The 22240-nt window shown below is 70.1% G+C and carries 27 protein-coding genes; 7 read left to right on the top strand and 20 right to left on the bottom strand.

All coding sequences use genetic code 11. The annotated features are described in order from the left end of the window. Positions 1-5 precede the first annotated feature (5 nt). From VMD91_01810 to VMD91_01845, 8 genes are read right to left on the bottom strand one after another with little or no spacing between them, the layout of a single operon-like run. Complete coding sequence (locus VMD91_01810; GenBank protein HTW82786.1) at positions 6-854, bottom strand: aldo/keto reductase; 849 nt, start codon at positions 852-854, stop codon at positions 6-8. Next, positions 851-1378, bottom strand: a complete 528-nt coding sequence (gene rfbC, locus VMD91_01815) for a dTDP-4-dehydrorhamnose 3,5-epimerase (GenBank protein HTW82787.1) — start codon at positions 1376-1378, stop codon at positions 851-853. The genes VMD91_01810 and rfbC overlap by 4 nt, the downstream gene beginning before the upstream one ends. After that, positions 1379-2497, bottom strand: a complete 1119-nt coding sequence (moeB, locus tag VMD91_01820) for a molybdopterin-synthase adenylyltransferase MoeB (GenBank protein ID HTW82788.1) — start codon at positions 2495-2497, stop codon at positions 1379-1381. It abuts the gene before it with no gap. A 7-nt stretch (positions 2498-2504) separates the two neighbouring features. Then, positions 2505-3266, bottom strand: coding sequence for an alpha/beta fold hydrolase (locus VMD91_01825; GenBank protein ID HTW82789.1), 762 nt, complete (start codon positions 3264-3266; stop codon positions 2505-2507). Beyond that, the gene (locus VMD91_01830; protein ID HTW82790.1) at positions 3263-3712 is read right to left on the bottom strand and encodes a molybdenum cofactor biosynthesis protein MoaE; all 450 of its coding nucleotides are present in this window, start codon (positions 3710-3712) and stop codon (positions 3263-3265) included. Before VMD91_01830 ends, VMD91_01825 begins: the two co-directional genes overlap by 4 nt. After that, positions 3712-3957: a MoaD/ThiS family protein gene (locus VMD91_01835; protein ID HTW82791.1), complete on the bottom strand. Its 246-nt coding sequence runs from the start codon at positions 3955-3957 to the stop codon at positions 3712-3714. The genes VMD91_01830 and VMD91_01835 overlap by 1 nt, the downstream gene beginning before the upstream one ends. A gap of 2 nt (positions 3958-3959) precedes the next feature. Continuing rightward, on the bottom strand, positions 3960-4217 hold the full coding sequence (locus VMD91_01840) for a hypothetical protein (protein ID HTW82792.1): 258 nt from the start codon (positions 4215-4217) through the stop codon (positions 3960-3962). Further along, the gene (locus tag VMD91_01845) at positions 4217-5029 is read right to left on the bottom strand and encodes a Cof-type HAD-IIB family hydrolase (protein ID HTW82793.1); all 813 of its coding nucleotides are present in this window, start codon (positions 5027-5029) and stop codon (positions 4217-4219) included. The genes VMD91_01840 and VMD91_01845 overlap by 1 nt, the downstream gene beginning before the upstream one ends. Positions 5030-5137: 108 nt before the next feature. On the opposite strand from VMD91_01845, the gene VMD91_01850 reads away from it, so the two are divergent. From VMD91_01850 to VMD91_01860, 3 genes are read left to right on the top strand one after another with little or no spacing between them, the layout of a single operon-like run. Beyond that, positions 5138-5509, top strand: coding sequence for a hypothetical protein (locus tag VMD91_01850; GenBank protein HTW82794.1), 372 nt, complete (start codon positions 5138-5140; stop codon positions 5507-5509). Between the two features lie 60 nt (positions 5510-5569). Beyond that, positions 5570-7006 (top strand): hypothetical protein, encoded by a 1437-nt coding sequence (locus VMD91_01855; protein HTW82795.1) that lies wholly within the window; start codon positions 5570-5572, stop codon positions 7004-7006. A 50-nt stretch (positions 7007-7056) separates the two neighbouring features. Further along, entirely contained in the window at positions 7057-7716 is a 660-nt protein-coding gene (locus VMD91_01860; GenBank protein HTW82796.1) for a DUF1345 domain-containing protein, read from the top strand. On the opposite strand, the gene VMD91_01865 is transcribed toward VMD91_01860, so the two are convergent. Genes VMD91_01865 through phoU form a run of 3 tightly spaced genes read right to left on the bottom strand, consistent with a single transcriptional unit; the run spans position 7713 to position 9903 of the window. Further along, positions 7713-8852 carry an aminotransferase class V-fold PLP-dependent enzyme gene (locus VMD91_01865; protein HTW82797.1) on the bottom strand — a complete coding sequence of 380 codons (1140 nt, stop codon included), beginning with the start codon at positions 8850-8852 and terminating at the stop codon, positions 7713-7715. The genes VMD91_01860 and VMD91_01865 overlap by 4 nt on opposite strands. After that, positions 8849-9277: a stalk domain-containing protein gene (locus tag VMD91_01870; protein HTW82798.1), complete on the bottom strand. Its 429-nt coding sequence runs from the start codon at positions 9275-9277 to the stop codon at positions 8849-8851. Before VMD91_01870 ends, VMD91_01865 begins: the two co-directional genes overlap by 4 nt. Next, positions 9274-9903, bottom strand: a complete 630-nt coding sequence (phoU, locus tag VMD91_01875; GenBank protein HTW82799.1) for a phosphate signaling complex protein PhoU — start codon at positions 9901-9903, stop codon at positions 9274-9276. The genes VMD91_01870 and phoU overlap by 4 nt, the downstream gene beginning before the upstream one ends. Before the next feature lie 59 nt (positions 9904-9962). Between phoU and VMD91_01880 the strand changes: the two genes are divergently transcribed. Together VMD91_01880 and VMD91_01885 are read left to right on the top strand one after the other, a co-directional pair. Further along, a complete protein-coding gene (locus VMD91_01880) occupies positions 9963-10742 on the top strand; it encodes an enoyl-CoA hydratase-related protein (GenBank protein ID HTW82800.1) in 780 nt (259 codons plus the stop codon). Between the two features lie 44 nt (positions 10743-10786). Then, complete coding sequence (locus VMD91_01885; protein ID HTW82801.1) at positions 10787-11026, top strand: type II toxin-antitoxin system HicB family antitoxin; 240 nt, start codon at positions 10787-10789, stop codon at positions 11024-11026. 1125 nt (positions 11027-12151) lie between these two features. On the opposite strand, the gene VMD91_01890 is transcribed toward VMD91_01885, so the two are convergent. After that, positions 12152-12691 (bottom strand): TlpA disulfide reductase family protein, encoded by a 540-nt coding sequence (locus VMD91_01890; GenBank protein HTW82802.1) that lies wholly within the window; start codon positions 12689-12691, stop codon positions 12152-12154. Positions 12692-12745: 54 nt separating this feature from the next. On the opposite strand from VMD91_01890, the gene VMD91_01895 reads away from it, so the two are divergent. Both VMD91_01895 and VMD91_01900 read left to right on the top strand, forming a co-directional pair. Further along, the gene (locus VMD91_01895) at positions 12746-13693 is read left to right on the top strand and encodes a DUF2249 domain-containing protein (protein ID HTW82803.1); all 948 of its coding nucleotides are present in this window, start codon (positions 12746-12748) and stop codon (positions 13691-13693) included. Between the two features lie 14 nt (positions 13694-13707). Further along, a complete protein-coding gene (locus VMD91_01900) occupies positions 13708-15825 on the top strand; it encodes a prolyl oligopeptidase family serine peptidase (GenBank protein ID HTW82804.1) in 2118 nt (705 codons plus the stop codon). A gap of 8 nt (positions 15826-15833) precedes the next feature. On the opposite strand, the gene VMD91_01905 is transcribed toward VMD91_01900, so the two are convergent. From VMD91_01905 to hisF, 8 genes are all read right to left on the bottom strand, one after another. After that, positions 15834-16370 carry a YbaK/EbsC family protein gene (locus VMD91_01905; GenBank protein ID HTW82805.1) on the bottom strand — a complete coding sequence of 179 codons (537 nt, stop codon included), beginning with the start codon at positions 16368-16370 and terminating at the stop codon, positions 15834-15836. A gap of 1 nt (position 16371) precedes the next feature. After that, positions 16372-16923 (bottom strand): hypothetical protein, encoded by a 552-nt coding sequence (locus VMD91_01910; protein HTW82806.1) that lies wholly within the window; start codon positions 16921-16923, stop codon positions 16372-16374. Positions 16924-17005: 82 nt separating this feature from the next. Next, on the bottom strand, positions 17006-17524 hold the full coding sequence (coaD, locus tag VMD91_01915) for a pantetheine-phosphate adenylyltransferase (protein ID HTW82807.1): 519 nt from the start codon (positions 17522-17524) through the stop codon (positions 17006-17008). Beyond that, positions 17521-18078, bottom strand: a complete 558-nt coding sequence (rsmD, locus tag VMD91_01920; GenBank protein HTW82808.1) for a 16S rRNA (guanine(966)-N(2))-methyltransferase RsmD — start codon at positions 18076-18078, stop codon at positions 17521-17523. The genes coaD and rsmD overlap by 4 nt, the downstream gene beginning before the upstream one ends. A gap of 5 nt (positions 18079-18083) precedes the next feature. Further along, complete coding sequence (locus VMD91_01925) at positions 18084-18797, bottom strand: HAD family hydrolase (protein ID HTW82809.1); 714 nt, start codon at positions 18795-18797, stop codon at positions 18084-18086. Next, complete coding sequence (gene recG / locus VMD91_01930; protein HTW82810.1) at positions 18794-20923, bottom strand: ATP-dependent DNA helicase RecG; 2130 nt, start codon at positions 20921-20923, stop codon at positions 18794-18796. The genes VMD91_01925 and recG overlap by 4 nt, the downstream gene beginning before the upstream one ends. Beyond that, a complete protein-coding gene (gene hisIE, locus VMD91_01935; GenBank protein ID HTW82811.1) occupies positions 20809-21456 on the bottom strand; it encodes a bifunctional phosphoribosyl-AMP cyclohydrolase/phosphoribosyl-ATP diphosphatase HisIE in 648 nt (215 codons plus the stop codon). The genes recG and hisIE overlap by 115 nt, the downstream gene beginning before the upstream one ends. Next, positions 21453-22235, bottom strand: a complete 783-nt coding sequence (gene hisF / locus VMD91_01940; protein HTW82812.1) for an imidazole glycerol phosphate synthase subunit HisF — start codon at positions 22233-22235, stop codon at positions 21453-21455. The genes hisIE and hisF overlap by 4 nt, the downstream gene beginning before the upstream one ends. Positions 22236-22240 lie beyond the last annotated feature (5 nt).

Here is a 22240-nt window from a genome sequence, read left to right on the forward strand (position 1 = left end):
CGAGGTCAGAGGGTGGGGATGCCTCCACGCCGCGCACGCACGGGGAAGGCGCGTTCGATCGCGATGATGTCGTCGCCGTCGAGCTCGAGCTCGCCGGCCGCCGCGTTCTCCTCGACGTGCGGGATCGTCGACGCCTTGGGGACGGCGAACACGATCGGGTCGCGGGTCAGGAACGCCAAGATCACCGCCCGCGGCGAGGTGTGGTGCTTGCGCGCGATCGTGTCGAGCGTGTGCACGCCCGGCGCGTCGGTCCAATCGCCTCGGCCGAAGGGCGTGTAGGCAACGATCGCGACGTTGTGCGCGCGGCACCACGGCAACTCGTGCGCTTCGATCGTGCGCTCGCCCAAGTGGTAGAGCACCTGGTTGCAGGCGATCCGCTCGCGCGTGAGCGCGGCCTGCGCCTCCTCGAGGTCGTCGACGTCGAAGTTGCTCACCCCCAGCGAGAGGATCTTGCCGTCGGCGACGAGCTGCTCGAACGCACCCAAGGTCTCGGCCAGCGGGACCGAGCCGCGCCAGTGCAAGAGGTAGCAGTCCAGGTAGTCGGTGCCCAGCCGTTGCAGCGACTGCTCGCAATGCTGAATGGCCGTGCTGAAGCGCGCGTGCGTCGGCAGCAGCTTGGAGACCAGGAACAGCTGGTCGCGCGGGACGCCGCGGATCGCCTCGCCGATCAGCCGCTCGGACGCCCCGTCGCCGTACATCTCGGCGGTGTCGATGTGGACCATCCCCAGCTCGATGCCGCGCCGGAGCGCGCGCTTCGCTTCCTCGGCGCCGGCGCCGCGGGTGGGCACGTTCCACGTCCCTTGGCCGATGACGGGGACCTCGCGTTCGAGAAAGCCGAAGCGGCGCTCGATCATGGTAGTGCGTCCTCGGGAACGGCGGCGTCTTTGAGCGACAGGCGCGGTTCGCCGGTCAATGGCCAGCGTACCCCGATGCGCGGGTTGCGCCACGACACGGCGCCCTCGCGGGCCGGGTCGTAGGCCACGCTGTTCTTGTAGTAGACGACGACTTCGTCGTCCAGCGCGAGAAAGCCGTGCCCGAAGCCGGCCGGCACGTAGAGCTGGCGATGGTTGGCGGCGGTGAGGACGAAGCCTTCCCACTGCAAGTACGTCGGCGAGTCGCGGCGCAGGTCGACGATCACGTCCCAGATTCGCCCGGCCAGGCACTGCACGAACTTGGCCATCGCGAAGTCGTAGTGCAAGCCGCGAATGACGTTGCGGGTCGACCAGGAGCACGAGTCCTGCTCCCAGCGCAGGTCGAGGCCGAGCGCGGCGTACTTCGGGTCGGACCACGTCTCTTTGAAGAAGCCGCGGTCGTCCTCGAAGACGTCGGGGACGAACACCTTCGCCTCGGCGAAGCGGGTCGGCAGGACCTGGAGCACTCAGAATACCTCGAACGATGCGTCGCGAGCAGCCAGGGCCAACAGGCCCTCGCGCAGATGATAGACGCGACCGAACCCGGCTTCCTTGAGGCGGGCGGCGGCCCAGCGCGATTTCGAGCCGACGCGGCACGCCACCACGTAGGTGCGCGCCGTGTCGAGCTCGTGCAGCCGCGCCTCGAGCTGGCTGGCCGGGATGGCGAGCGCGCCGGGGATCTCGCCCAGCGCGCGCTCGTGGGGCTCGCGCACGTCGAGCAAGATCGTGCCGCCGTCGCGCGCGTCGGCGAGCGCGTCGAGCTCGAGCTCGGGGACCCCGGCGGGCAGCGCGGTGGACGCGAACGACGCGCCGACCTCGCGGATCGTCGGCCGCTCGCCGCACAGCGGACACGCCGGGTCGCGCCCGACGCGGATCTCGCGCACCCGCGCGTCGAGCGCGTCGATCAACAACAGCCGGCCGATCAGCGGGGTGCCGATCCCGAGCAGCAGCTTGAGGGCCTCGGTGGCCTGGAACGAGCCGACGATGCCGGCCAACACGCCGAGCACGCCGCCCTCCGCGCACGTCGGTACCAGGTGCTCCGGCGGCGGCTCGGGATACAGGCAGCGATAGCACGGGCCGCCCGCCGCGCCGAACACCGAGACCTGTCCGTCGAATCGGAAGATCGCGCCGTGCACGTCGGGCTTGCCCTCGAGCACGCACGCGTCGTTGACCAGATAGCGCGTGCCGAACGTATCGCTGCCGTCGACGACGACGTCGACCAGCCGCACCAGCTCGCGCGCGTTGCCGGCGTCGAAGCGCGCTTCGAGCGGATCGATCGCGATCTGCGGGTTGAGCGCGCGCAGCCGCTCGGCCGCGCGCCGCGCCTTCGACGCGCCGACGTCGGCGGTGTCGTAGAGGATCTGCCGCTGCAGGTTGGTCACGTCGACCGCGTCGTCGTCGATGACCAGGATGCGACCGACTCCGGCCGCCGCCAAGTACGCCAGCACCGGCGAGCCCAGACCGCCCGCGCCGATCACCAGCACGCGCGAGGCCGCCAGCTTCTCCTGGCCCGCCAAGCCGACTTCGGGGATCAGCAGGTGGCGGCTGTAACGGCGCAGCTCGCCGCGCCCGGCCATCGTGCTCATGCCGCCGTTAGAGCGGGGCGTCGACGAGCGGGGTTTCGCCGCCGGCGGCGCGCGCTCGCGGATGGAGGACGTTCAGCCACTGCAGGACGGCCGTGCGGCTGTTGTCGCCGGCGAAGGTGTGATCGCTGGCGATCTCGACCAGCGTCTTGGGCTCGTAGGCGTGCTTGGCCAGCTCGGCGACCGAGGCCCGCGAGACCATCGCGTCGCGGTCGGCGGCCACGAACAGCACCGGCCGCCCGGCCAGTTGCAGCAAGGCGTCTCCGAGGTATGGCTGCCACTGCTGCGCGATCTCGGGCAGCGCGAGCCCGTCGACGTACGAGGAGCGCAAGTCGACCACGCCGCGCGCCGCCAACGCGTCGAGCGCCGTCGGCCGGCCGTAGCCGGTCGCGATCGAGATCGCGCCGCTGACCGTCGGCTCGCGCCCGGCGACGCACAGCGCCGCCGCGGCGCCCATGCTGTGGCCCAGCGTGTAGACCGTGTGGTGACCGTGCGCGTGCGCGAAGCGGACGACGCTCTCCATCGCATCGAACAGATCGTCGGCCGAGCGCAACGTTCCCCCGCTCGCGCCCAGCTTGTGCCCGGGAAAATCGAGCGAGTACACCGCGAAGCCGTGACTGGCCAGGAACGCGCACAAACCGTCGAGGTTCTGCTTCGAGCTCGAGTACCCGTGGCCGGCGACGATCGCGACCTCGCGCGCCCGCCGCGCCTCGTACTCGAGCACCGCAACGGAGTTGAACCCCGCATCCACACGATGCAGAAAGACGTTCACGAGCCGGTGTTCGGCACCCAGGCGCCGCCGCCGTCGGCGTAGAGCTCTTTTTTCCAGATGGCGGCGCGTGCTTTGAGCGCGTCGATCGCGAAACGGCAGGCGTCGAAGGCATGGGCGCGGTGCGGCGAGGCGACCACGACCACCACCGAGGGTTCACCGAGCGCGACGACGCCGGTACGGTGCACCATCGCGATCCCGAGCGGACCGTACGTCGCTTCCGCTTCGCGTGCGATCGCCTCCATCTCCGCGATCGCGGCCAACGGGTAGGCTTCGTACTCGAGCGCGGCGACTGGCCGCGGATCGTCGGGCGACGTCTCGCGGGTGACCCCGAGAAAGGTGACGACGGCGCCGTGCGCGTCGGTGCGCACCGCCTGCACCAGCGCGTCGACGTCGAGCGGCTCGGCGCTCAGGCCGATCTGCCGTTCGCCTTCGGCTCGGGTCGCCATCAGCCGCCACCGACCGGCGGCATCAGTGCGACCTCGTCACCGTCGTGCAAGCGCGCCGCGCCGTCGACCAGCGCACCGTTGCGCGCGAAGCGCGTCGACGCGCGGTGCGCGCGCAGCTCGGGTGCCTGGCCGGCCAGGTGCGCCCACAGCGTCTCGAGCGTCGCGCCGTCGGTCAGCTCCAGCTCGCGCGAGCCGCCGCCGAGCAGCTCGCGCAGGCGCGCGAACGCCAGCACGCGCACGCGCACGGTCAGAACCCGCCCAGGCCGGTCGAGTAGTCGCGCTCGCGCAGCCACGCGCGCGACTCGTCGTGCAGGCCGAGCAGGTCGAGGCGATTGCAGGTCAGCTTGTGCAGCAGCACTTCCCAGAAGTGCTGCCCCTGCGCGTAGACGTCGTCGGGGATCTCGTTCTGCTCGCGGGTGAAGTCGCGCAGCGCTTCCCAATCGCGCTGCGCGAGGATCGTCCGGAGCCGAGCTTCGTACTCCGGACTCGGGGCGGCCGGTTGCATCAGGCCGATTTCTTCTTCGCGGGCAGGCAAAAACGCTCGATCGCCAAGGCGACGCCGTCCTCGGCGTTGCTGGTCGTCACGTAGCGGACCGACTGGCGCACCTCGGGCAGGGCGTTCGCCATGGCCACGCCGATCTTCGCCCAGCGCAGCATCGGCACGTCGTTGCGCGAGTCGCCGACGGCCATGACGCGGTCGGGCGAGACCTGGAAGTCGGCGCACAGCTTGGCCAGCGCATTGCGCTTGCTGGCTTCGCGGCTGAGCACCGCGCACTCGACCAGCTCGCCCCAGGTCTCGTAGCGGAAGCTCAGCGGCAGATCCCCGAAGCTCGCTTCCATCCGCCGGACCGACTCGGTGCCCAGGAAACGGATGAAGGTCGGCGCTTCGGTCATCACCGCGACCAGCGAGGGGACCTCGTGCCAGCCGGCGCCGCGCATGTCGTCCATGACGATCGGCGTCCCGGCGAGCCGGTAGAACGCCTCGTCGATGTAGGCGGCGACGGCCAGCCCTTCGCGGTCGGCCAGCTCGAGCATCGGCTTCGCGTGCACCAGCGGCACCGGGATGTGCACCAGTGTCCGGTTGGCGCCGAAGTCTTTGGTCAGCGCCCCGTGGCAGCAGATGACCGGCAGGTTCAGGCCGAGCTCGCGGGAGACGCGGATCGGCGTGTCGACGCCGCGTCCGGTCACCAGGACCACGCGAATGCCGGCGGCCAGCGCCTCGCCGATGGCGGCGCGGTTCCGCGGGCTGATGGTCTCGTCGGGCGCCAGCAGCGTCCCGTCCAGATCGAGGGCGATGAGATCGATAGCGGTGGGCATGTTTATGGGCTGTCTTCGGAACGGGACGGAACGGTGGTCGTCTCGGCGACGAGGGGGCTCCTCGCCCGCTTCCTGCAACGGCGGTCTCCTTCGATACGTTTCGCGAGCATGCGGACCTTCGTCCTCACCCTCGGCGTGCTGGCCGCGGGCACGGCGCCGGCCGGCGCACAGCCGAGCCAGGGTTGTTCCCACGACACCTTCACCATCGGCGGGCAGCGGGTCGGCGTGAGCGTCTGCGCCCCGACGGCACCCGACGACGGGACGGTTCCGGTTGCCGAGACGGTCAGCGGGGCGACCTCGATCGCCCGGACGACGACGATCCAGGTCCTGGCCGGCGCGAAGGTCTCGCGCACCGTCGACGACGTCGCCCTCGGTCCGCTCGGACTCTCCTCAACCCTCCATCTCACGCTGGCGTATGCGGACGGCAAGGTGTGGGTCGAGCACGCGCTGCTGTTGCCCGGTGCGGTTCCGCTCAAGTAGCTGAAACCAAGCGGCCGGGCTGCGGTTCTTGGGCACAGACATGCGGTGTCGAGCGATCTGATGTCCTGTACCAGCGTGGCGCCGGAGCTCGATGCGGCCGGACGCGCGCACTACGTCTCCGAGCACCTTCCCCGCGGGCTCTTCCGCCTGCCGGATGACGTCACCGACGGCGTTGCGTGGCGGGTCAGTCCCGATCCCTTCCCGCTCGCACCGCACACGCTCAACGCGATCGAAACGCTCGGCAACGATCTGCTGGCGTTCTACAAGGCGCTCAACGCGCTCTACCTGCGCAGCGCGCGCGGGACCGCACCGGCCTTCATCGCCGAGGAGCTCGACCGCGGCAAGTCCGAGCAGATCGTCAAGCTCGCGCGGCAGAACCGCTTCAAGCAAGACGTTCCGCGCGTCATCCGGCCCGATCTGATCCTCACCGACGACGGCTACATCGCCAGCGAGCTCGACAGCGTGCCGGGCGGGATGGGCTTCGTCGGCGCGATGGCGCGCACGTACTGCGAGCTGGGCGTCGAGAGCGTCGGCGGCGCCGACGGGATGCCGCAACGCTTCGCGGCGATGGCCGCGGCGACGGCGGGCACCGCGCACCCGCGCATCGCGATCGTCGTCAGCGAAGAGTCCGGCGACTATCGCGGCGAGCTCGCCTGGCTGGCGGCGCGCGTCAACGCGCTCGACCTGGCCGACGTGGTCGTGTGCGCCCCGCAAGACATCGTCTTCACCGAAGAGGCGCTGTTCGTGCGCCGCGACGACGGCCGCGAAGAGACGATCGACGTCCTCTACCGCAACTTCGAGCTGTTCGATCTGCTCAACGTTCCCAAGCAAGAGCTGATCCTGTACGCAGCCCGGCACAATCGCGTCAAGCTCACGCCGCCTCCCAAGGCCCCGCTCGAAGAGAAGGCCTCGTTCGCGCTCTTCCACCATCCGGCGCTGCGCGCGCTGTGGCGCGCCGAGCTCGGTGCCGCCATCGACGAACGGCTGCTGGGGATCTTCCCGCGTACCTGGATCGTCGATCCGCGCCCGCTGCCGCCGCAAGCGGCGATCGTCGACCTGACCGCCGCCGGCGTGCCGGTCCGCGAATGGTCGCAGCTCGACGAGCTCGGCAAGAGCGAGCGCGACTACGTCCTCAAGCCGTCCGGCTTCAGCGAGCTGGCGTGGGGCTCGCGCGGCGTCAAGGTCGCCAACGATCTTACCAAAGAAGGCTGGCACGACGCGCTGCGCGAGGCGCTCGACTCGTTCGAGCACACGCCCTACGTGCTGCAGCGCTTCCACAAAGGCCGGCGCGTGCGCGTGCCGTACGTCGATCCCGCCACCGGCGCCGTGCGCGAGATGGACGGTCGCGTCCGGCTGTGCCCGTACTACTTCGTCGTCGGCGAAGGCACCGAGCTGGGCGGCATCCTCGCGACGGTCGCGCCCGCCGACAAGCGCGTCATCCACGGCATGAGCGATGCCATCATGGCGCCGTGCCGGCTGGCCGAGGACGGGTTCTGAGCACAGCTGCCGAGCAACGCGCGAAGACGTGGATCCTCGCGCGCCATCGGTTGTTCTCGATCGGAACGGGGGCGCTGGTCGCGCTGCTCGTCTACCTCGTCGGCGCGCACTGGCTGCACCACGCGACTCGCTTCGCGGCGGCCTACGACGCCGGCGTGGCGACGATCTTGTTCTTCCTCAAGCATAGCGGTCTGCACGCCGATCCACGCTTGACGCGCGCCCGCGCCGCGCTCGACGATCCCGGTCGCAACGGCGTGCTCACGCTGGTACTGATTGCCGTCATCGCCGGGCTGGTCGCGGCCGTGCTCGAGATCGGCCGCGGACCGCAGATCAAGGACGTCGTCGAGCGCTGGGAGGCGTACGCGTTCGGCGTCGGTGCGGTCGTGCTCGGCTGGCTGTGGGTGCACTTGGTGTACACCTTCCGGTACGCGCATCTGTACTATTACGACGACGACGGCGACGGCACGGCGTGCGGCGGGATCAAGTTCCCCGGCACCGACGAACCGTCGGACTGGGACTTCGCCTACTTCGCGTTCTGCATCGGCGCGTCGTTCGCCGTCTCCGACCCGCAGGTGACGGAGACGCGCGTGCGGCGCGAGATCCTGGCCCACTCGATCATCTCGTTCGCGTACAACTCGGTCATCATCGGGATGGTGATCAACCTGTTCGCCGGCATCTTCGGCAGCTCGGGCGGGAGCGGCGGCTCTTAGCGGTCGGCGGCCAGGGCCGCCAAGAACGCGTCGATCTGCGCGGCGGTGTTGTGGCCGTGCGGCGAGACGCGAATGCCGTTGGCGCGATAGGTGACGCAGAAGCCGAGCGCCCCCAGACGCCGGCCGAGCGCGATCGGATCGACGTTCTGCCGTCGGAACGTCACGATCCCCGACTTGACGTCCTCGCGCGAGCGGTCACCCAAGACCTGCCAGCCCTGCTGCAGCAAGCCGTCGACGAGCCGGTCGGTCAGCGCCAGCACGTGCGCGCCGATGCGCTCGACGCCGGCCTCGGTCAGCACGCCGATCGAGGCGGCCAGCGAGAGCGCGCCCAGGATGTTGACGGTCCCGCCCTCGTAGCGCGTCGCGCCGGGCGCCGGCGGCTGCGCGTAGTCCAAGAAGTTCCAGATGTCGGCGACGGAACGCCAGCCGGGCAGCCGCAGCGCGACGCGGTCGAGCAGCTCCGCGCGCAGCCACAAGAAGCCCACCCCCTGCAGCGCCATCAGCCACTTGGCGCCGCCGGCATAGACGGCGTCGACGCCGGCCGCGCTCACGTCGAGCGGAAACGCGCCCAGCCCCTGCATCACGTCGACGACGAACAGCGCGCCGGCGGCGTGCGCGACCTCGGCCAACGCGGCCAGATCGTGGCGGTAACCGTCGTCGAACGTCACCCACGAGACGCTCACGACGCGCGTGCGCGAGGAGATCGTGCGCCGCAGAACGTCGGGCGTCATCCGCTCGCGCGGCGCATCGATCAGCGTGACCGCGACGCCGCGCTGCTGCAGCGCCATCCACGGATAGGCGTTGGCGCCGAACTCGTTGGCGCCGGTAATCACCTCGTCGCCGGGGCCCAGGTCCAGGCCTTGCGCCAGGATCGTCGCACCCTCCGAGGTGTTGCGCAGCAGCGCGACCTCGTCGCGCCGGCCGCCCACGAACTCGGCGATGGCCAGGCGATACGCCGGCAGCTCGAGCTCGCGCGGCGCGGTGCCGATCACGCCGTGGGCGGCATGATCTTCGATCATCGCCCGCAGCGCGTCGCGCGTCGCGACCGGCAGCACGCCGGCCGCCGCATGGTTGAAGTACGTGAGGCCCGAGTCCAGCGCGAAACTCGAGGCCGCCAGCGGCGCCTCGGCGTTCAACTCAGCGGGTTCGCGTTGACTTGGATCAGCGCGCGTCGGTGGCGCGCGTCGAAGCGCAGGCGCGCGCCGGCGACCCGCTGCACGAACGCGCCGAGCGGCACGTAGAGGTCGCCGTTACGGCGGAACGGTACGCCGCGCAGCGCGAGCGGCGTGCGCTGCACGGTCGCCTGGCGGCTGCCCTCGGTGAACGTCGCGGTCGTCGACTTGACGGTGACGACGACCGATCGCCCGTGGACGGTCAGCAGCCCGTCGAAGGCTTTGGAGAGGTCGACCACGTCGGCGTAGATCACCCCGCCGCGGTTGACGGCGATCCCACCGCCGCGGTCGACGGGCCGGCCGTCGAAGCTGAGGTGCACGATCGCGTCCGCCGCCGGCGCGGGTGCCGTCAGGCTCAGCGCCAGCGCGACGATCGCGGCTCGAATCACCCGTAGGCTTCCTTCGTATGCCAGGCGATGTTCTGCGCGCGGTCGCCGACGCGCTCGACGATCGAGACGACGAACAGCAGCAACGTGCCGGCCGGCACGGTGGCCGGATCCTGCTGCATCTCCTTCTGCAGCGAATCGATGCTCGAGCGATACAACGAGTCGACTTGATCGTCGCGCTCGATGACCGCGTCGGCCAGTGCGCTGTCGCCCTCGCGATAGGCGCGCATCACGTCGACCAGCATCTCGTACGCCAGCGCGGCGATGCGGCCGACCTCGATCGACGCCGGCCGCACGGCCACGTCGGAGAGCTTGATCGCGTTCTTGGCGATATCGACGGCATAGTCGCCGATCCGCTCGAGGTCGGTCACGATCTGCAGCATACCCGCGATCTGCCGCAGCTCACCGGCGACGGGCTGTTGCTTCCAGATCAGCTCGATGCACGCCGCTTCGACCCGGCGGCGCGTCTCGTCGATCTCGTCGTCGCCGGCGACGACGCGCCCCGCGAGCACGACGTCGCGTCGTTCGAGCGCTTGCGTCGCCGCCCGAATGGCGTCGCAGACAAGGGCTCCGAGCCGGACGACGTCGAGGCGCGTATTCTCCAGCGCCTGATGATAGGCCGTACGCATGACCGTTCCACCATAGCAGGGGAAGGGCACGAACGGAACCCCGTGGTAGCGCCGCGCCCATGCAAACGATCGAGCTGACCCGCGACGGGGCCGTCGCGACGGTGACGCTGAACCGGCCGCAGGTTCTTAATGCTCTTAACCTTCAGCTGCTCGGTGAGCTCACCGAGGTGCTCGACGAGCTCGCGAACGACGTCACCGTGCGCGCGGTGATCCTGACCGGCGCGGGGCCGAAGGCGTTCGCGGCCGGCGCCGACATCGGCGAGCTCAACGCGCTCGCCGACGCGCGAGCCGGCGAGGCGCAAGCGCGCCGCGGCCAAGCGCTGACCCGCGCGTTCGAGCGCATGCGTCCGCCCGTCATCGCGGCCGTCAACGGCTTCGCGCTGGGCGGCGGGTGCGAGCTGGCGATGGCGTGCGACATGCGCATCGCGAGCGAGAACGCGAAGTTCGGTCAGCCCGAGGTCAACCTCGGCATCCTGCCCGGCTACGGCGGGACGCAGCGCCTCACGCGCCTGGTCGGCGAGGGGATGGCGATGTACATGTGCCTGTCCGCCGAGATGATCGACGCGGCGACGGCGCTGCGGGTGGGCCTGGTCCACAAGGTCGTCGCGCCGGACGAGCTGCTGCCCGAAGCGACCCGCCTGGCCACGGTCATCGCCGGCAAGGCCCCGTTGGCCGTCGCCGCCGCCAAGCGAGCGATCGTCGAAGGCGCCGACCTGGGACTCGACGCCGCGCTCGCGCTCGAAGCCTTCCTGTTCGGCCAGACCGTCGCGACGCAGGACTTCCGGGAAGGCTCGCGCGCCTTCCTCGACAAGCGCCCCGCCACGTTCACCGGGAACTAGCTCCCGGGCCGGGGATGATGAGCGGGCCGCCGAAATCCGGCTCCATGTCGGCGCGCGCGTATCGCGTGATCTTGGAGCCGGACGGAGACACGCTCCGCTGCATCATCCCGGCCTTCCCGGGCATCTTCACCTTCGGTACCGATCGTGAGGATGCGTTGCGCATGGCCGCCGACGCCATCGCCCTCGAAATCGAGCACGCGACCGAGTGTGGCCTCCCCGTCCCGGAACCCGACGCGGACACGCCGATGCTCATCGAACGCGTCGCCGTCGAACCCGCCGCCTAAGCGAAATGGCAGAGAAACTCCCGGTCGTCACAGGCGGCCAGCTTCGTCGCGCACTCCGCCGTGCCGGCTGGACCGAGGTACGCCAGCGCGGGTCCCACGTGCGCCTCGAAAAGGGTGCGTCAGCCTCACCGTACCCGAAGCTGGGACGGCTGCTGTTCAAGGCTTAGCGCTACTCGGACGGTTGGCGCCTAAGCGATGACGGAAGCACGCTACGTCAGCGAAGGCGACCGAGTTTTGCTCAAGGCCCGGTCTGTGGGACCGACTATCCAGAACTATCGGAGGGCATTCCCCGGCCTAGAATTGGAGGCAGAGCAAACGCGGCAAGAGAACCAACCGCTTTGTTTGCTGCCCCGGGGGCTTGGCGTGATCGATGACCCCTGTTGCGAGTCCAGTTCCACAGGTTCTAGCGCCTGCCTATAATCCGACGCATGACCTCTTAGCGTTGGTGCCCGCCTTGATCTGGCCACTGGCGCTCTTGATCCTAGTATTAGCTTTCCGCGAGACCATAGCCCAGTTGACGCAGCTTATCATGAACCGCGTGCGGGATGGCGGCGCCGTGAAGCTTTGGCAGTTTGAACTAGGACAGACGTACGTCTCAAGTGGAGGTGTCACACAAAACGCAAACGCGATACATGAGCGTGATGACGTCGACCGTAGCAGACGTCATGAGCGAGCTGAGCTTGCAATGGCAAGTCGCCGTGTCTATATTGTGCACCGCCTTCAGACATCGCGCGACCCAACGCAACTTTACGACATTGTGCTGTACGCGATTCCGGCGAAGGAAGGCACCCTCGCGTCCGTGCGCCATATAGAATATTTCTTCGGACGGTCATGGGGGCACCGCATCTTCACGTCCGATGACCGAGCTAAAGGGTTTCCGGTAACTTTGTCTGCCTGGGGTCCATTCTTATGCACGGCCAAGATAGTTTTTACGGACGACGAATCCTACACTATGTATCGCTTTATTGACTTTGAAATGGGACCCGTAGGGGCGGCGAGTGGCGAGCGAAACGCGAGCCCAACTGAGAGGCCTGTCCCTGGAGTACCTCCGCCACGAAGCCAATAACTCAAAGGCTCATCGGCTTGGATCGACCCATCTGAGGGCACGCCAATCTGTGATGCCGGTCAGCGGCTGGCGGTGGTGCGGACGGGGGTCAGGCGGGCGGTGACGGTCGCCATGGCCCGCTCGATGTCGGGGTCGTAGCCGATCCAGCGGGCACGGATGCGGCCGCTCGGGTCGATCGCGACCAGCGTCGGGTAGCCTTCGACGCCGAAGGCGTGGGCGACGGTCTGATCGGGGTCCAGGGCAACCGCCGCCATCGCAAAACGGTGCGCGAACGGGCGGACCACGCCGTTCGGCTCGCCGACGTCGACCGAGACGACCCGCACGCCCGGGTGCGTGCGCCGGAAGTGCTGCACGAGCGGAATCGAGGCGCGGCACGGGTCGCACCAGGTCGCCCAGAAGTCGAGGAACACGACCTGGCCGCGCGCGTGGGTGAGGTCGAAGCGGCCGCCGTCGAGCGTCGCCAGCGAGACCGGCGGTGCCTGCGTCGGCGCGGGATGCAGGCGGGGGAGGACGACGAAGCGCAGGGCGGCCGCGAGGACGATCAACGCAGCCAGGACGTCGAGCCCGCGCGCCAGCCACCGGCGCGGCGGCTGCGGCACGGCTACCCGCTTCCGCGCAGGGGAAATGCCCCCTGCGACGCATCCAACCACCCGATGCCAACGACCCGCGCGCCGGCGGTTACGATCGATGCCCGCACGCTGCCCGCCCAGAACCGCAGTGCCCGGATCTTCGACGCCTTCGACAAGCTCGCGCTGGGCGGCGTCCTCGAGCTGCACGAGGAGAGCGACCCGCGGGCGCTGCGCAACGAGTTCCAGCAGCAGCGCCCCGGCCGCTTCTCGTGGGATGCCCGCAATCTGGGCAGCGGGCGCTGGACGATTCGGGTCGAGCGGATCGACGAGCGCGCCGACGCCGCGACCTTCCTCTCGCACACGCCGCCGTTCGCGAACGCGAAGCAGTCGACGATCGCCGAGCTGGCCGCCGTCGCGACCGAGCGCCAATACCGCACCGGCGAAACGATCTTCGACGAGGGCGAGCTGTGGCCGTACCTCGGGTTCGTGCGCAGCGGCAAGGTCGTCTACACGCTGCTCTCGCCCGACGGCAAGACGCACTCGCTCGGTGAGCGGCTGACGCACGACCCGATCAACGAGTCGGGGACGTTCGACGGCGGCGGCGCGACGACGCGCGCCGAGGCACTGACGGACTGCACGCTGGTGCTGGTGCCCTCCGAGGCCGTGCTGCACGCCGTACGCAACGACAGCGAGCTCGCACTGGGCTTCCTCGCCGCCGCCTCGCAGGCGCGCCGCCGCTCGATCGACACGATCGCCGACCTGGCGTTCGCGCACGTGCTGCAGCGGGTCGCGAAGTTCTTGATGTCCTACGCGCCGGCGACGGTCGGGATGGCGTCCGGTCTGCCGGGCGTCGAAAACCTCTCGCAGGCGCAGATCGCGGCGGCCGCGGGCACCGTGCGCGACATGGCTGCCCGCGCCCTCATCCGCCTGAAGAACGCCCACGCGGTGGAGCTCGATCGCGGCCGCGTCCGCGCCATCGATCGCGCGCGGCTCGAAGCCTTCGCCCACGGCGTGCAAGCGCCGCCCGTCTGACGAAAGTAGTGCCCGTGCGTCGTCTCGCCCTCGCGATCGCGGCCCTGATGGCCGCGACGCCGCTGCTTGCCGCCGGTGCGCGGCTGACCTATCCGCCCGCCCCGCGCGGCACCGTCACCGACACGTACTTCGGAACCGTCGTCGCCGACCCGTACCGCTGGCTCGAGGACGTCGACTCGCCGCAGACGACGGCCTGGGTGCGGGCGGAAGGCGCGCTGACCCGTTCGTATCTCGATGCGATCCCGCAACGCGATGCGATCAAGGCGAAGTACCGCACGCTGCTCGACTACGATCGGCTCTCGGCGCCGTTCCGCGAGGGCACGCACTGGTTCTACTTCCACAACAGCGGACTGCAGAACCAGGCCGTGCTCTACATCCGCGACAGCGAGGCCGGCCCGGCGCGCGTCTTCCTCGACCCCAACACGCTGGCCGCCGACGGCACCGTCGCGCTGGCCGGTCAAGAGTTCACCCGCGACGGCAAGTACATGGCCTACTCGACGCAGGCCTCGGGCTCCGACTGGCAGACCTGGCACGTGCGCGACGTCGCGACCGACCGCGACTTGCCCGACACGATCCAGTGGAGCAAGTTCTCCGACGCGACCTGGGTCGGCGACGCGGGCTTCTACTACAGCGCGTACGACCCGCCGACCGCCGCCAACGCGACGCTCTCGGCGCTGGGCGTGCAAAAGGTCTTCTTCCACCGCTTGGGGACGCCGCAGTCGGCCGACGCGCTCGTCTACGCCTCGAGCGCGCATCCCGACGAGTTCGTCGGCGTCGGTTCGACCGAGGACGAACGCTACGTCTTCCTGCAGCGCTCGAAAGGCGACGGCACCTCGCTGCAGTGGAAGCGCGCGGGCGAGCCCGATACCGCCTTCAAGACCATCTTCGCGCTCGATCCGACCGTCTCGTACAACGTGATCGGCGACGACGGCAACCGAATCTACATTCAGACCAACGCCGGCGCGCCACGCTGGCGGCTGTGCTGGCTGGACGTCACCGATCCGGCGCACACGCTGCACGACATCGCCCCGCAGGCCGCCGACAAGCTCGAGAACGTCTCGCTGATCGGCAACCGCTTCTACCTCGAGTACCTGCACGACGCGCATTCCGCCGTGCGGATCGTCGGCCTGGACGGCAGCGATCTCGGCGCGATCGACCTGCCGGGGATCGGCAGCGGCGGCTTGCCGACCGGCAAGCGCGGCGATCGCATCGCCTACTACACCTTCACCTCGTTCACGTTCCCGACCACCGTCTACCGCTTCGACACCGCGACCGCGACCAGCACGGTCGCGGTGCAGCCCAAGATCGCCTTCGACAGCGCGCAGTACGTGACCGAGCAGATGTTCGCGACCTCGAAGGACGGCACGCGGGTGCCGGTCTTCGTCGTGCACCGCAAGGGGATGCCGCTCGACGGCACGACGCCGACGATCCTGTACGGCTACGGCGGCTTCGACATCTCGATCACGCCGTATTTCGCCTCCAGCGTCGCCATGTGGCTGCAGATGGGCGGGGCATACGCGGTCGCGACGCTGCGTGGCGGCGGCGAGTACGGCGAGGACTGGCACCACGCCGGCTGGCGCGGCAACAAGCAGCACGTCTTCGACGACTTCATCGCCGCCGCGCAGATGCTGATCGACCGCAAGATCACCTCGACGCCGCGCCTGGCCATCAACGGCGGCTCGAACGGCGGTCTGCTGGTCGGGGCGTGCCTGACGCAGCGGCCGGACCTGTTCGGCGCGGCGATCCCCGAAGTCGGCGTGCTCGACATGCTGCGCTATCAGCGGTTCACCGTCGGCAAGGCGTGGATCCCCGAGTACGGCGACGCGACCGCGTCGGCCGACGCCTTCAAGTGGCTCTACGCGTACTCGCCCGATCACAACGTGCACGTCGGGACGCACTATCCGCCGACGCTGGTGATGACCTCGGATCACGACGACCGCGTCTATCCGGCGCACTCGTTCAAGTTCGCGGCCGCGCTGCAGTACGCGCAAGGCGGCGACGCGCCGATCTTGCTGCGCGTCGAGTCGAAAGCCGGCCACGGCGCCGGCCGCCCGACGGACAAGATCATCGACGAACTCGCCGACCGCTACGCGTTCCTGGTCAAGAACCTGGCCTTCGTTCCGACCCTGTAGCGGGTTCGTCAGTTCGCGATCGCGAGGACCTGCGCGCCGGGCAGCTGCGCCAGCAGCGCGCCCGGCAACAGCAGTTTCGAGCGGCGCACGCCGCTGCCGATGACGACGTCGCCCGCGGCGGTCACGCGCTCGTCGATCAGCAGCGGCCAATCGGCGGAGAGCCCGAGCGGCGTGATGCCGCCGTACTCCATCCCGGTCGCTTCGACCGCGGCGTCCATCGCCGCGAACGAGAGCTTGCTCGCGCCGAGCGTCTTCTTCACCACCCCGTTGACGTCGGCGCGGGTGGTCGCCAGGATCACGCAGGCGGCAAACCACGCGCGGCCTTCGCGCCGCGCCGCCAGCACCACGCAGTTCGCCGACTGGTCCAGCCGCACGGCGTAACGCTCGCAGAACGCGGCCGTATCGGCCAGCGCGGGGTCGATCTCGGCAAGCGCGATCTGCGCGCGCTGCGCCGACGCGAGCCCGTCGAGCGCCGCGCGGACCGGTGCCGCGAGCAGCTCGGGCGCTTCGCTCGCCGGTCGGGCGTCCAGGGTGCCGAGCCGGATGCTAGACGGTCTCGAGCTCGGCGGTGTCGTGCTGCGCGTCGAACGCGACGCGCTTCGATTGCGCGGCCGCGTCGGCCAGCGTCGGGACGCTCGCCGGCGCCACGCTGGCGGCCTTCGCGTTCACCAGCGCTTCGAGGCCCTTCTTCACCGAGCCCAGCGCGGTGGAGAGCCGCGCGTCGAGATCGGCCAGCACCTGCGCCGCGTAGGCGTCCGCGCCGTCGCGCACGCGCGCGGCCTTCTGTTCCGCTTCGCGCAGGACCGTCTCGGCGGTGATTCGCGCACGCTTGGCGATCTCGTGATCGTCGACCAGCTGCGTCTGCGCGCTCGACGCCTCCTCGACGATCGCCTGCGCCTTCTCTTGCGCGTCGCGCACGAGCTTCTCGCCGCTGCGGGCGATCGTGCGCGCGCGCCCGACCTCTTCGGGCAGCGAGGCGCGCAGCTTCTCGATCAGCTCGAGCAGTTTCTCCTCGCTCACCACGCGGTAGCCCAGCGGCAGGATCTGGCCTTGTTTGATGGACGCTTCGAGCTTGTCGATGACGCGATAGACGGACATTGTTACGGGACCTCCTCGGAGCTTGCGACGAGGGCGGCTCGGGCGAAGCCCGAACGCGACGGGTTGCGCAACGCGTAACCCACTAGCGGGCGGTCTGGCGTTTGGCTTGCATCAAGCGCAGAACGGAGGGCGGGACGAACTCGGTGACGTCGCCGCCGAGGTTGTAGACCTCTTTGACGAGCGTCGAGCTGACGAACGACCAGCGCGGATCGCTGGGCAGGAAACAGGTGTCGACGCCGGACAGCGAGCGGTTCATCAGCGCGGTCGACATCTCGCTCTCGAAATCCGAGACGACACGCAGCCCCTTGACGATGACGTTCGCGCCCAGCGAGCGGACGAAGTCGGCCAACAGGCCGCGAAAGTGGGCCACCTCGACGTTGGGGACGTGGGCGATCGCCTCGCGGATCATCTGCTCGCGCTCGTCGAGGGTGAACAGCGGCTCGCGCTTCTGCGGGTTGACGACCACCGCGACCAGCACGCGATCGAAGATCTGCGCCGCGCGCTCGATGACGTCGAGGTGCCCGACGGTCAGCGGGTCGAACGAGCCCGGATACACCGCCGCATGGCCGTTAGCCGGAACGCCGGGGCTGCGTCCGTTCACGCCGCCACCTGCGGCCGCAAGAAGCTCAGGGCGACCTCACCGTACCGTTCGCCGCGCTCGACGCGCATGGCCGGGTCGACCGGCGCGGCACCACGTGCCGTGTGCTCGTAGACGACCGTCGTGTCCGGATCGATCGCGCCGCGTCGCCGCAGCGTGGCGAAGACGGCGGCCGGATACGGCTGCGCATAGGGCGGGTCGGCGAACACGAGATCGAACCGTCCTTCCACGACCTGCGCGGCACGTTCGGCCGGCACGGCGATCACCGCCACCTGCTCGGCGACGCCCAACCGCAGCGCGTTGGCGCGCAGCGCATCGGCGGTCGGACGGTGGCGCTCGACGAATGTGACGTGGCTCGCACCACGCGAGAGCGACTCGAACCCCAGCGCGCCGCTCCCGGCGAACAAATCCAAGACGCGTGCCCGTTCGACCCGGGTCGAGAGGATCGAGAACAGCGCTTCCTTGACGCGGGCGGGGGTTGGTCGGACCTCGCGGCCGGCCGGTGTGGTCACGCGGCGGCTGCGCAGGGTTCCCCCGGTAATCGTGAGCGTCCCCATAGATTCTATGGGGCGAACGTGTTCTCGATCAGCGCCTGCAGCTCCCGCAACGTCGTAACCCGTACGGTCGGTCTGGGGACGTCCTGTGGATAACTCGCGCCGTGCTCGTCCAGCCAGATCGCACGCAGGCCGGCCGCCAGCGCGCCGCCGACGTCGGCCTGCGGGTTGTCGCCGACATACCAGCAGCGCTCGCGCTCCATCCCCAGCTCGTCGGTCAGCGCCGCGAAGGCGCCCGGCGCCGGCTTCGCGACGCCGAGCAGGTCGCTGACCAGCACGCTGGTGCCGACGACGCTCTCGCCGAGCGCGCGGGCGATCTTCTTCTCTTGCAGCGGCGACCAGCCGTTGGTGAGAATCGCGTGCGGTACGCCGCGCGCGCGCAGCGCCGTCAACAGCTCGCGCGCGCCGGCCAGCGGCCGCACCAACTGGTCGACCAGCGCGAAACAGTGGGCCTGCCAACGTTCGGCGCGCAGCGGCAGCACGCCGAGCGCGGCCGAGAACCGCGCCAGCATCGCATCCAGCGTGATGCGCTCGCTGCGAAACAGCTCGAGCAGCTCGTCGAGCCGCGCTTGCCAGCCCGGATCGTCGGGATCGATCGGCACGCCCGCTTCAACCGCCAGCTCGTAGAAGGCCCGGCGCTCGAGACCCTGATCGCTGCCCAGCGTGTGATCGAAGTCGAAGCCCAGCGCGAAGGGCCGGGGCAAGAGTGCGTCGTCGCTCACGCCGTCACCAACACGGCGCGGGCCGAGGTGTTGGCGTCGACGAGGGCCAGCAAGCCCGCGTGGTCGGGATCCGCCAGCGCCGGATCGCGCGCCACGATCTCGTCGGCGGCGGCCTTGGCTTTCATGTAGAGCCCGAAGTCGTCGACGATGCTGCCGATCGTCCCCATCTCGCCGGCCTGCGCGGTACCGGCCAGCTCCCCGGCGTTGCGCAGCCGCAGATCGGCCTCGGCGATCGCGAAACCGTCGTTCGTCTCTTCCAGCACGTGCAGCCGCTCGACCTCGAGCGCGTCGGTCGGCGCGATCAGCAGGCAGAACGACTCGGCGACGCCGCGGCCGACGCGGCCGCGCAGCTGGTGCAGCTGCGCGAGGCCGTAGCGCTGCGCGTCGAGCACGACCATCACCGAGGCGTTGGGAACGTCGACGCCGACCTCGACGACGGTGGTCGCCACCAGCACGTCCGACTCGTGGCGCTTGAAGCGGTCCATGACGGCGTCCTTCTCGCGCGGCGGCAGCTTGCCGTGCAGCACGTCGACCCGCAGGTCCGGAAAGACGCGCGTGCGCAGCGCTTCGGCCTCGGCCAGCGCGCTGGTCAACGCGCTCTCGGTCGCGTCGATGGCCGGCGCGACGACGTACGCCTGGCGGCCGAGCTCGACGTTCTTGCGCACGAACTCGTAGACCATCGTCTTGCGCGGCGCACCGATGACGAAGGTGCGCACCGGCGTGCGTCCCGGCGGCAGCTCGTCGATGATCGAGACGTCCATGTCGGCGAACTTCGTCTGCGCCAGCGTGCGCGGGATCGGCGTCGCCGTCATCGCCAGCGTGTGCGGCGCGCCGCTCTTGGCGCGCAGCGCGGCCCGCTGGCGCACGCCGAAGCGGTGCTGCTCGTCGATCACCACCAGGCCGAGATCGGCGAAGCTCACGCTCTCGGTCAGCAGCGCGTGCGTGCCGACGGCCAAGCCCGCCGCGCCGGAAGCGATGCGCTCCTCGGCGCGCCGGCGCTCGCGCGCGCCCATCGAGCCGAACACCGCTTCGACCCCGATCCCGAACGGCAGCAGCATCGGTGCCAGCTTGGCGGCGTGCTGTGCGGCCAGGATCTCGGTCGGCGCCATCAGCGCCGACTGCGCGCCGCTGCGGTGCGCCAACACGATCGCGGCGGCGGCGACCAGCGTCTTGCCGCTGCCGACGTCGCCTTGCAAGAGCCGGTTCATCGGCGCGGTGCGGCCCATGTCGGTCCAAATGCGTTCGATGACGCGCGCCTGCGCGCCGGTCGGCGCGAACGGCAGCTGCGCGACGAACGCGTCCCAGAAGCCGTCGGGCATCTCGCAGACGCGCGCGCCGCCCTCGGCTTCACGGCGCGCGCGCTTGAGCGCGGCCGCCAGCGCGATGGCGAAGAACTCGTCGAACACGATGCGCTCACGCGCCGGTCCGAGCGCGTCGAGGTCGCGCGGCGCATGGACGGTGCGCCACGCTTGCGCCAGCGGCGGGAATCCGAACTGCCGCACCAGCGCCGCCGGCAGCGCGTCGACGTGCTGCGCGATCAGCCGCTCGAGGTTCTTGCCGATCAGGGTGCGGATCTGACGGTCGGGCAGCTCCTTGGTCGCCGGATAGACGGGGACGATCTCGCCGACGTAGCGCTCGCCCTCGCGCAGCACGCGATGGCTGGTCACGTTCAGCTCGGGCAGCAGCTTCGTGCGCGCGACGCGGCCCGCGACGAACAGCCGCTCGCCGACGGTGAACTTGCCGAACAGATGGCGGCGGCCGAACCACTTCGCCTGCACGACCCCGGTCTCGTCGGCGAGGTCGACGGTGACGAGCGGGAAGCGTCCCTGGCGCTCCTTCACCCGCGCGGCGCGACCGACGACGATCGCCTCGCCTTCGGGCAGGTTCGCGATCGGTTGCGGCTCGCGCCAATCACGATAGGCGCGCGGGATGTAGGCCAGCAGGTCGTCGGGCGTGCGGACGCCGACCTCGGCGAACTTCGCCGCGGTCTCCGGGCCGATCCCCGCCAGCCCTACGAGTCCGCCGGCCGGGCGCGTCGCGATAGTTCCGTCCCCACCTCGTCGAGCGCGACGCCGCGCTCGGCGAGCAGCACCAGCGTGTGATAGAGCAGGTCCGCCGTCTCCCACACGAGCTCGCCGCGATCGTCGTTCTTGGCGGCGATGACGACCTCGGTCGCCTCTTCGCCGATCTTCTTGCCGATGCGGTCGACGCCGCCGGCGAACAGCTTGGCGGTGTACGAGCCGGGCGGGGGGTTCGCTTTGCGCGCCGCGATCGTGCGCGCCAGGTTGGCCAGCGCGCCGGCGAAGGCCGCGCCGTCCGGCGCGTCGCCGGCGCCGGGCAGCGGCACCGTCGTCGCGAAGCACGAGGGCGCGCCGGTGTGGCACGCCGGCCCGGCCGGCACGACGCGGTAGAGCAGCGCGTCGGCGTCGCAGTCGACCGAGATCGAGACGACGCGCTGCGTGTTGCCCGAGCTCTCTCCCTTGTTCCACAGCGCTCGGCGCGAGCGGCTCCACAGCCACGTCGAGCCGGTCGCGATCGTTCGTTCGAGCGCTTCGCGGTTGGCGTACGCCAGCGTCAGCACCGCGCCCGTACTCGCGTCGGCGATCACGACCGGCACCAGACCGTCGGCGCCCCACGCGATCTCGGGCAGCGCGCTCATCGCACCCCGACCGGTTCGCGGCGCACGACGATCTCGGCGTCGGCCAACGCGTCCTTGAGCGTCGCGATCTCGAGCTCGGCATAGTGGAAGAGCGAGGCCGCCAGCGCGGCGTCGGCGTCGGCCTGGACGAAGACGTCGACGAAGTCGCGAGTCGCGCCGGCGCCGCCCGACGCGATGACGGGCAGATCGCAGGCGTCGCGGATCGCGCGCGTGAGCACCAGGTCGTAACCGTCGCGCGTCCCGTCGGCGTCGATCGAGGTCACCAGCAGCTCCCCCGCGCCCAGCCGCTCGCACTCGCGCGCCCACGCGACCGCGTCCAGACCGGTCGGCGTGCGGCCGCCGTCGACGACGACCTCGAAGCCCGACGGCACCCCCTCGCTGCGGCGCGCGTCGATCGCGACGACGATGCACTGCGCGCCGAAACGCTCCGCGGCGGCGGTGACGAGGGCGGGATCGCGCACCGCGGCGGAGTTGATGCTGACCTTGTCGCAGCCGGCGCGCAGCAGCGCGTTGACGTCCGCCAGGGTGCGCACGCCGCCGCCGACCGCGAACGGGATGGTCAGCTCGTGCGCGACCGCGCGCACCACCGCCAGGGTCGCCTGCCGCCCTTCGACGGTCGCGGTGATGTCGAGGAAGACCAGCTCGTCGGCGCCTTCCTCTTCATAGCGGCGGGCCAAGGCGACCGGGTCGCCGGCGTCGCTGAGGTCGACGAACTTGACGCCCTTGACGACGCGGCCGTCCTTGATGTCCAGACAGGGGATGATGCGGCGGGCCAACACGACCT

It is taken from the genome of Candidatus Sulfotelmatobacter sp., assembly GCA_035504415.1.
In the GTDB taxonomy this organism is placed as follows: Bacteria; Vulcanimicrobiota; Vulcanimicrobiia; order Vulcanimicrobiales; family Vulcanimicrobiaceae; genus Vulcanimicrobium.

What these genes read in the sequence shown, in the direction of transcription:
- VMD91_01810 (HTW82786.1), bottom strand. Translation starts at nt 854, where the DNA reads ATGATCGAGCGCCGCTTCGGCTTTCTCGAACGCGAGGTCCCCGTCATC.
- moeB (HTW82788.1), bottom strand. Translation starts at nt 2,497, where the DNA reads ATGAGCACGATGGCCGGGCGCGGCGAGCTGCGCCGTTACAGCCGCCAC.
- VMD91_01830 (HTW82790.1), bottom strand. Translation starts at nt 3,712, where the DNA reads ATGGCGACCCGAGCCGAAGGCGAACGGCAGATCGGCCTGAGCGCCGAG.
- VMD91_01840 (HTW82792.1), bottom strand. Translation starts at nt 4,217, where the DNA reads ATGCAACCGGCCGCCCCGAGTCCGGAGTACGAAGCTCGGCTCCGGACG.
- VMD91_01845 (HTW82793.1), bottom strand. Translation starts at nt 5,029, where the DNA reads ATGCCCACCGCTATCGATCTCATCGCCCTCGATCTGGACGGGACGCTG.
- VMD91_01850 (HTW82794.1), top strand. Translation starts at nt 5,138, where the DNA reads ATGCGGACCTTCGTCCTCACCCTCGGCGTGCTGGCCGCGGGCACGGCG.
- VMD91_01855 (HTW82795.1), top strand. Translation starts at nt 5,570, where the DNA reads ATGTCCTGTACCAGCGTGGCGCCGGAGCTCGATGCGGCCGGACGCGCG.
- phoU (HTW82799.1), bottom strand. Translation starts at nt 9,903, where the DNA reads ATGCGTACGGCCTATCATCAGGCGCTGGAGAATACGCGCCTCGACGTC.
- VMD91_01880 (HTW82800.1), top strand. Translation starts at nt 9,963, where the DNA reads ATGCAAACGATCGAGCTGACCCGCGACGGGGCCGTCGCGACGGTGACG.
- VMD91_01885 (HTW82801.1), top strand. Translation starts at nt 10,787, where the DNA reads ATGTCGGCGCGCGCGTATCGCGTGATCTTGGAGCCGGACGGAGACACG.
- VMD91_01895 (HTW82803.1), top strand. Translation starts at nt 12,746, where the DNA reads ATGCCAACGACCCGCGCGCCGGCGGTTACGATCGATGCCCGCACGCTG.
- VMD91_01910 (HTW82806.1), bottom strand. Translation starts at nt 16,923, where the DNA reads ATGTCCGTCTATCGCGTCATCGACAAGCTCGAAGCGTCCATCAAACAA.
- rsmD (HTW82808.1), bottom strand. Translation starts at nt 18,078, where the DNA reads ATGGGGACGCTCACGATTACCGGGGGAACCCTGCGCAGCCGCCGCGTG.
- hisIE (HTW82811.1), bottom strand. Translation starts at nt 21,456, where the DNA reads ATGAGCGCGCTGCCCGAGATCGCGTGGGGCGCCGACGGTCTGGTGCCG.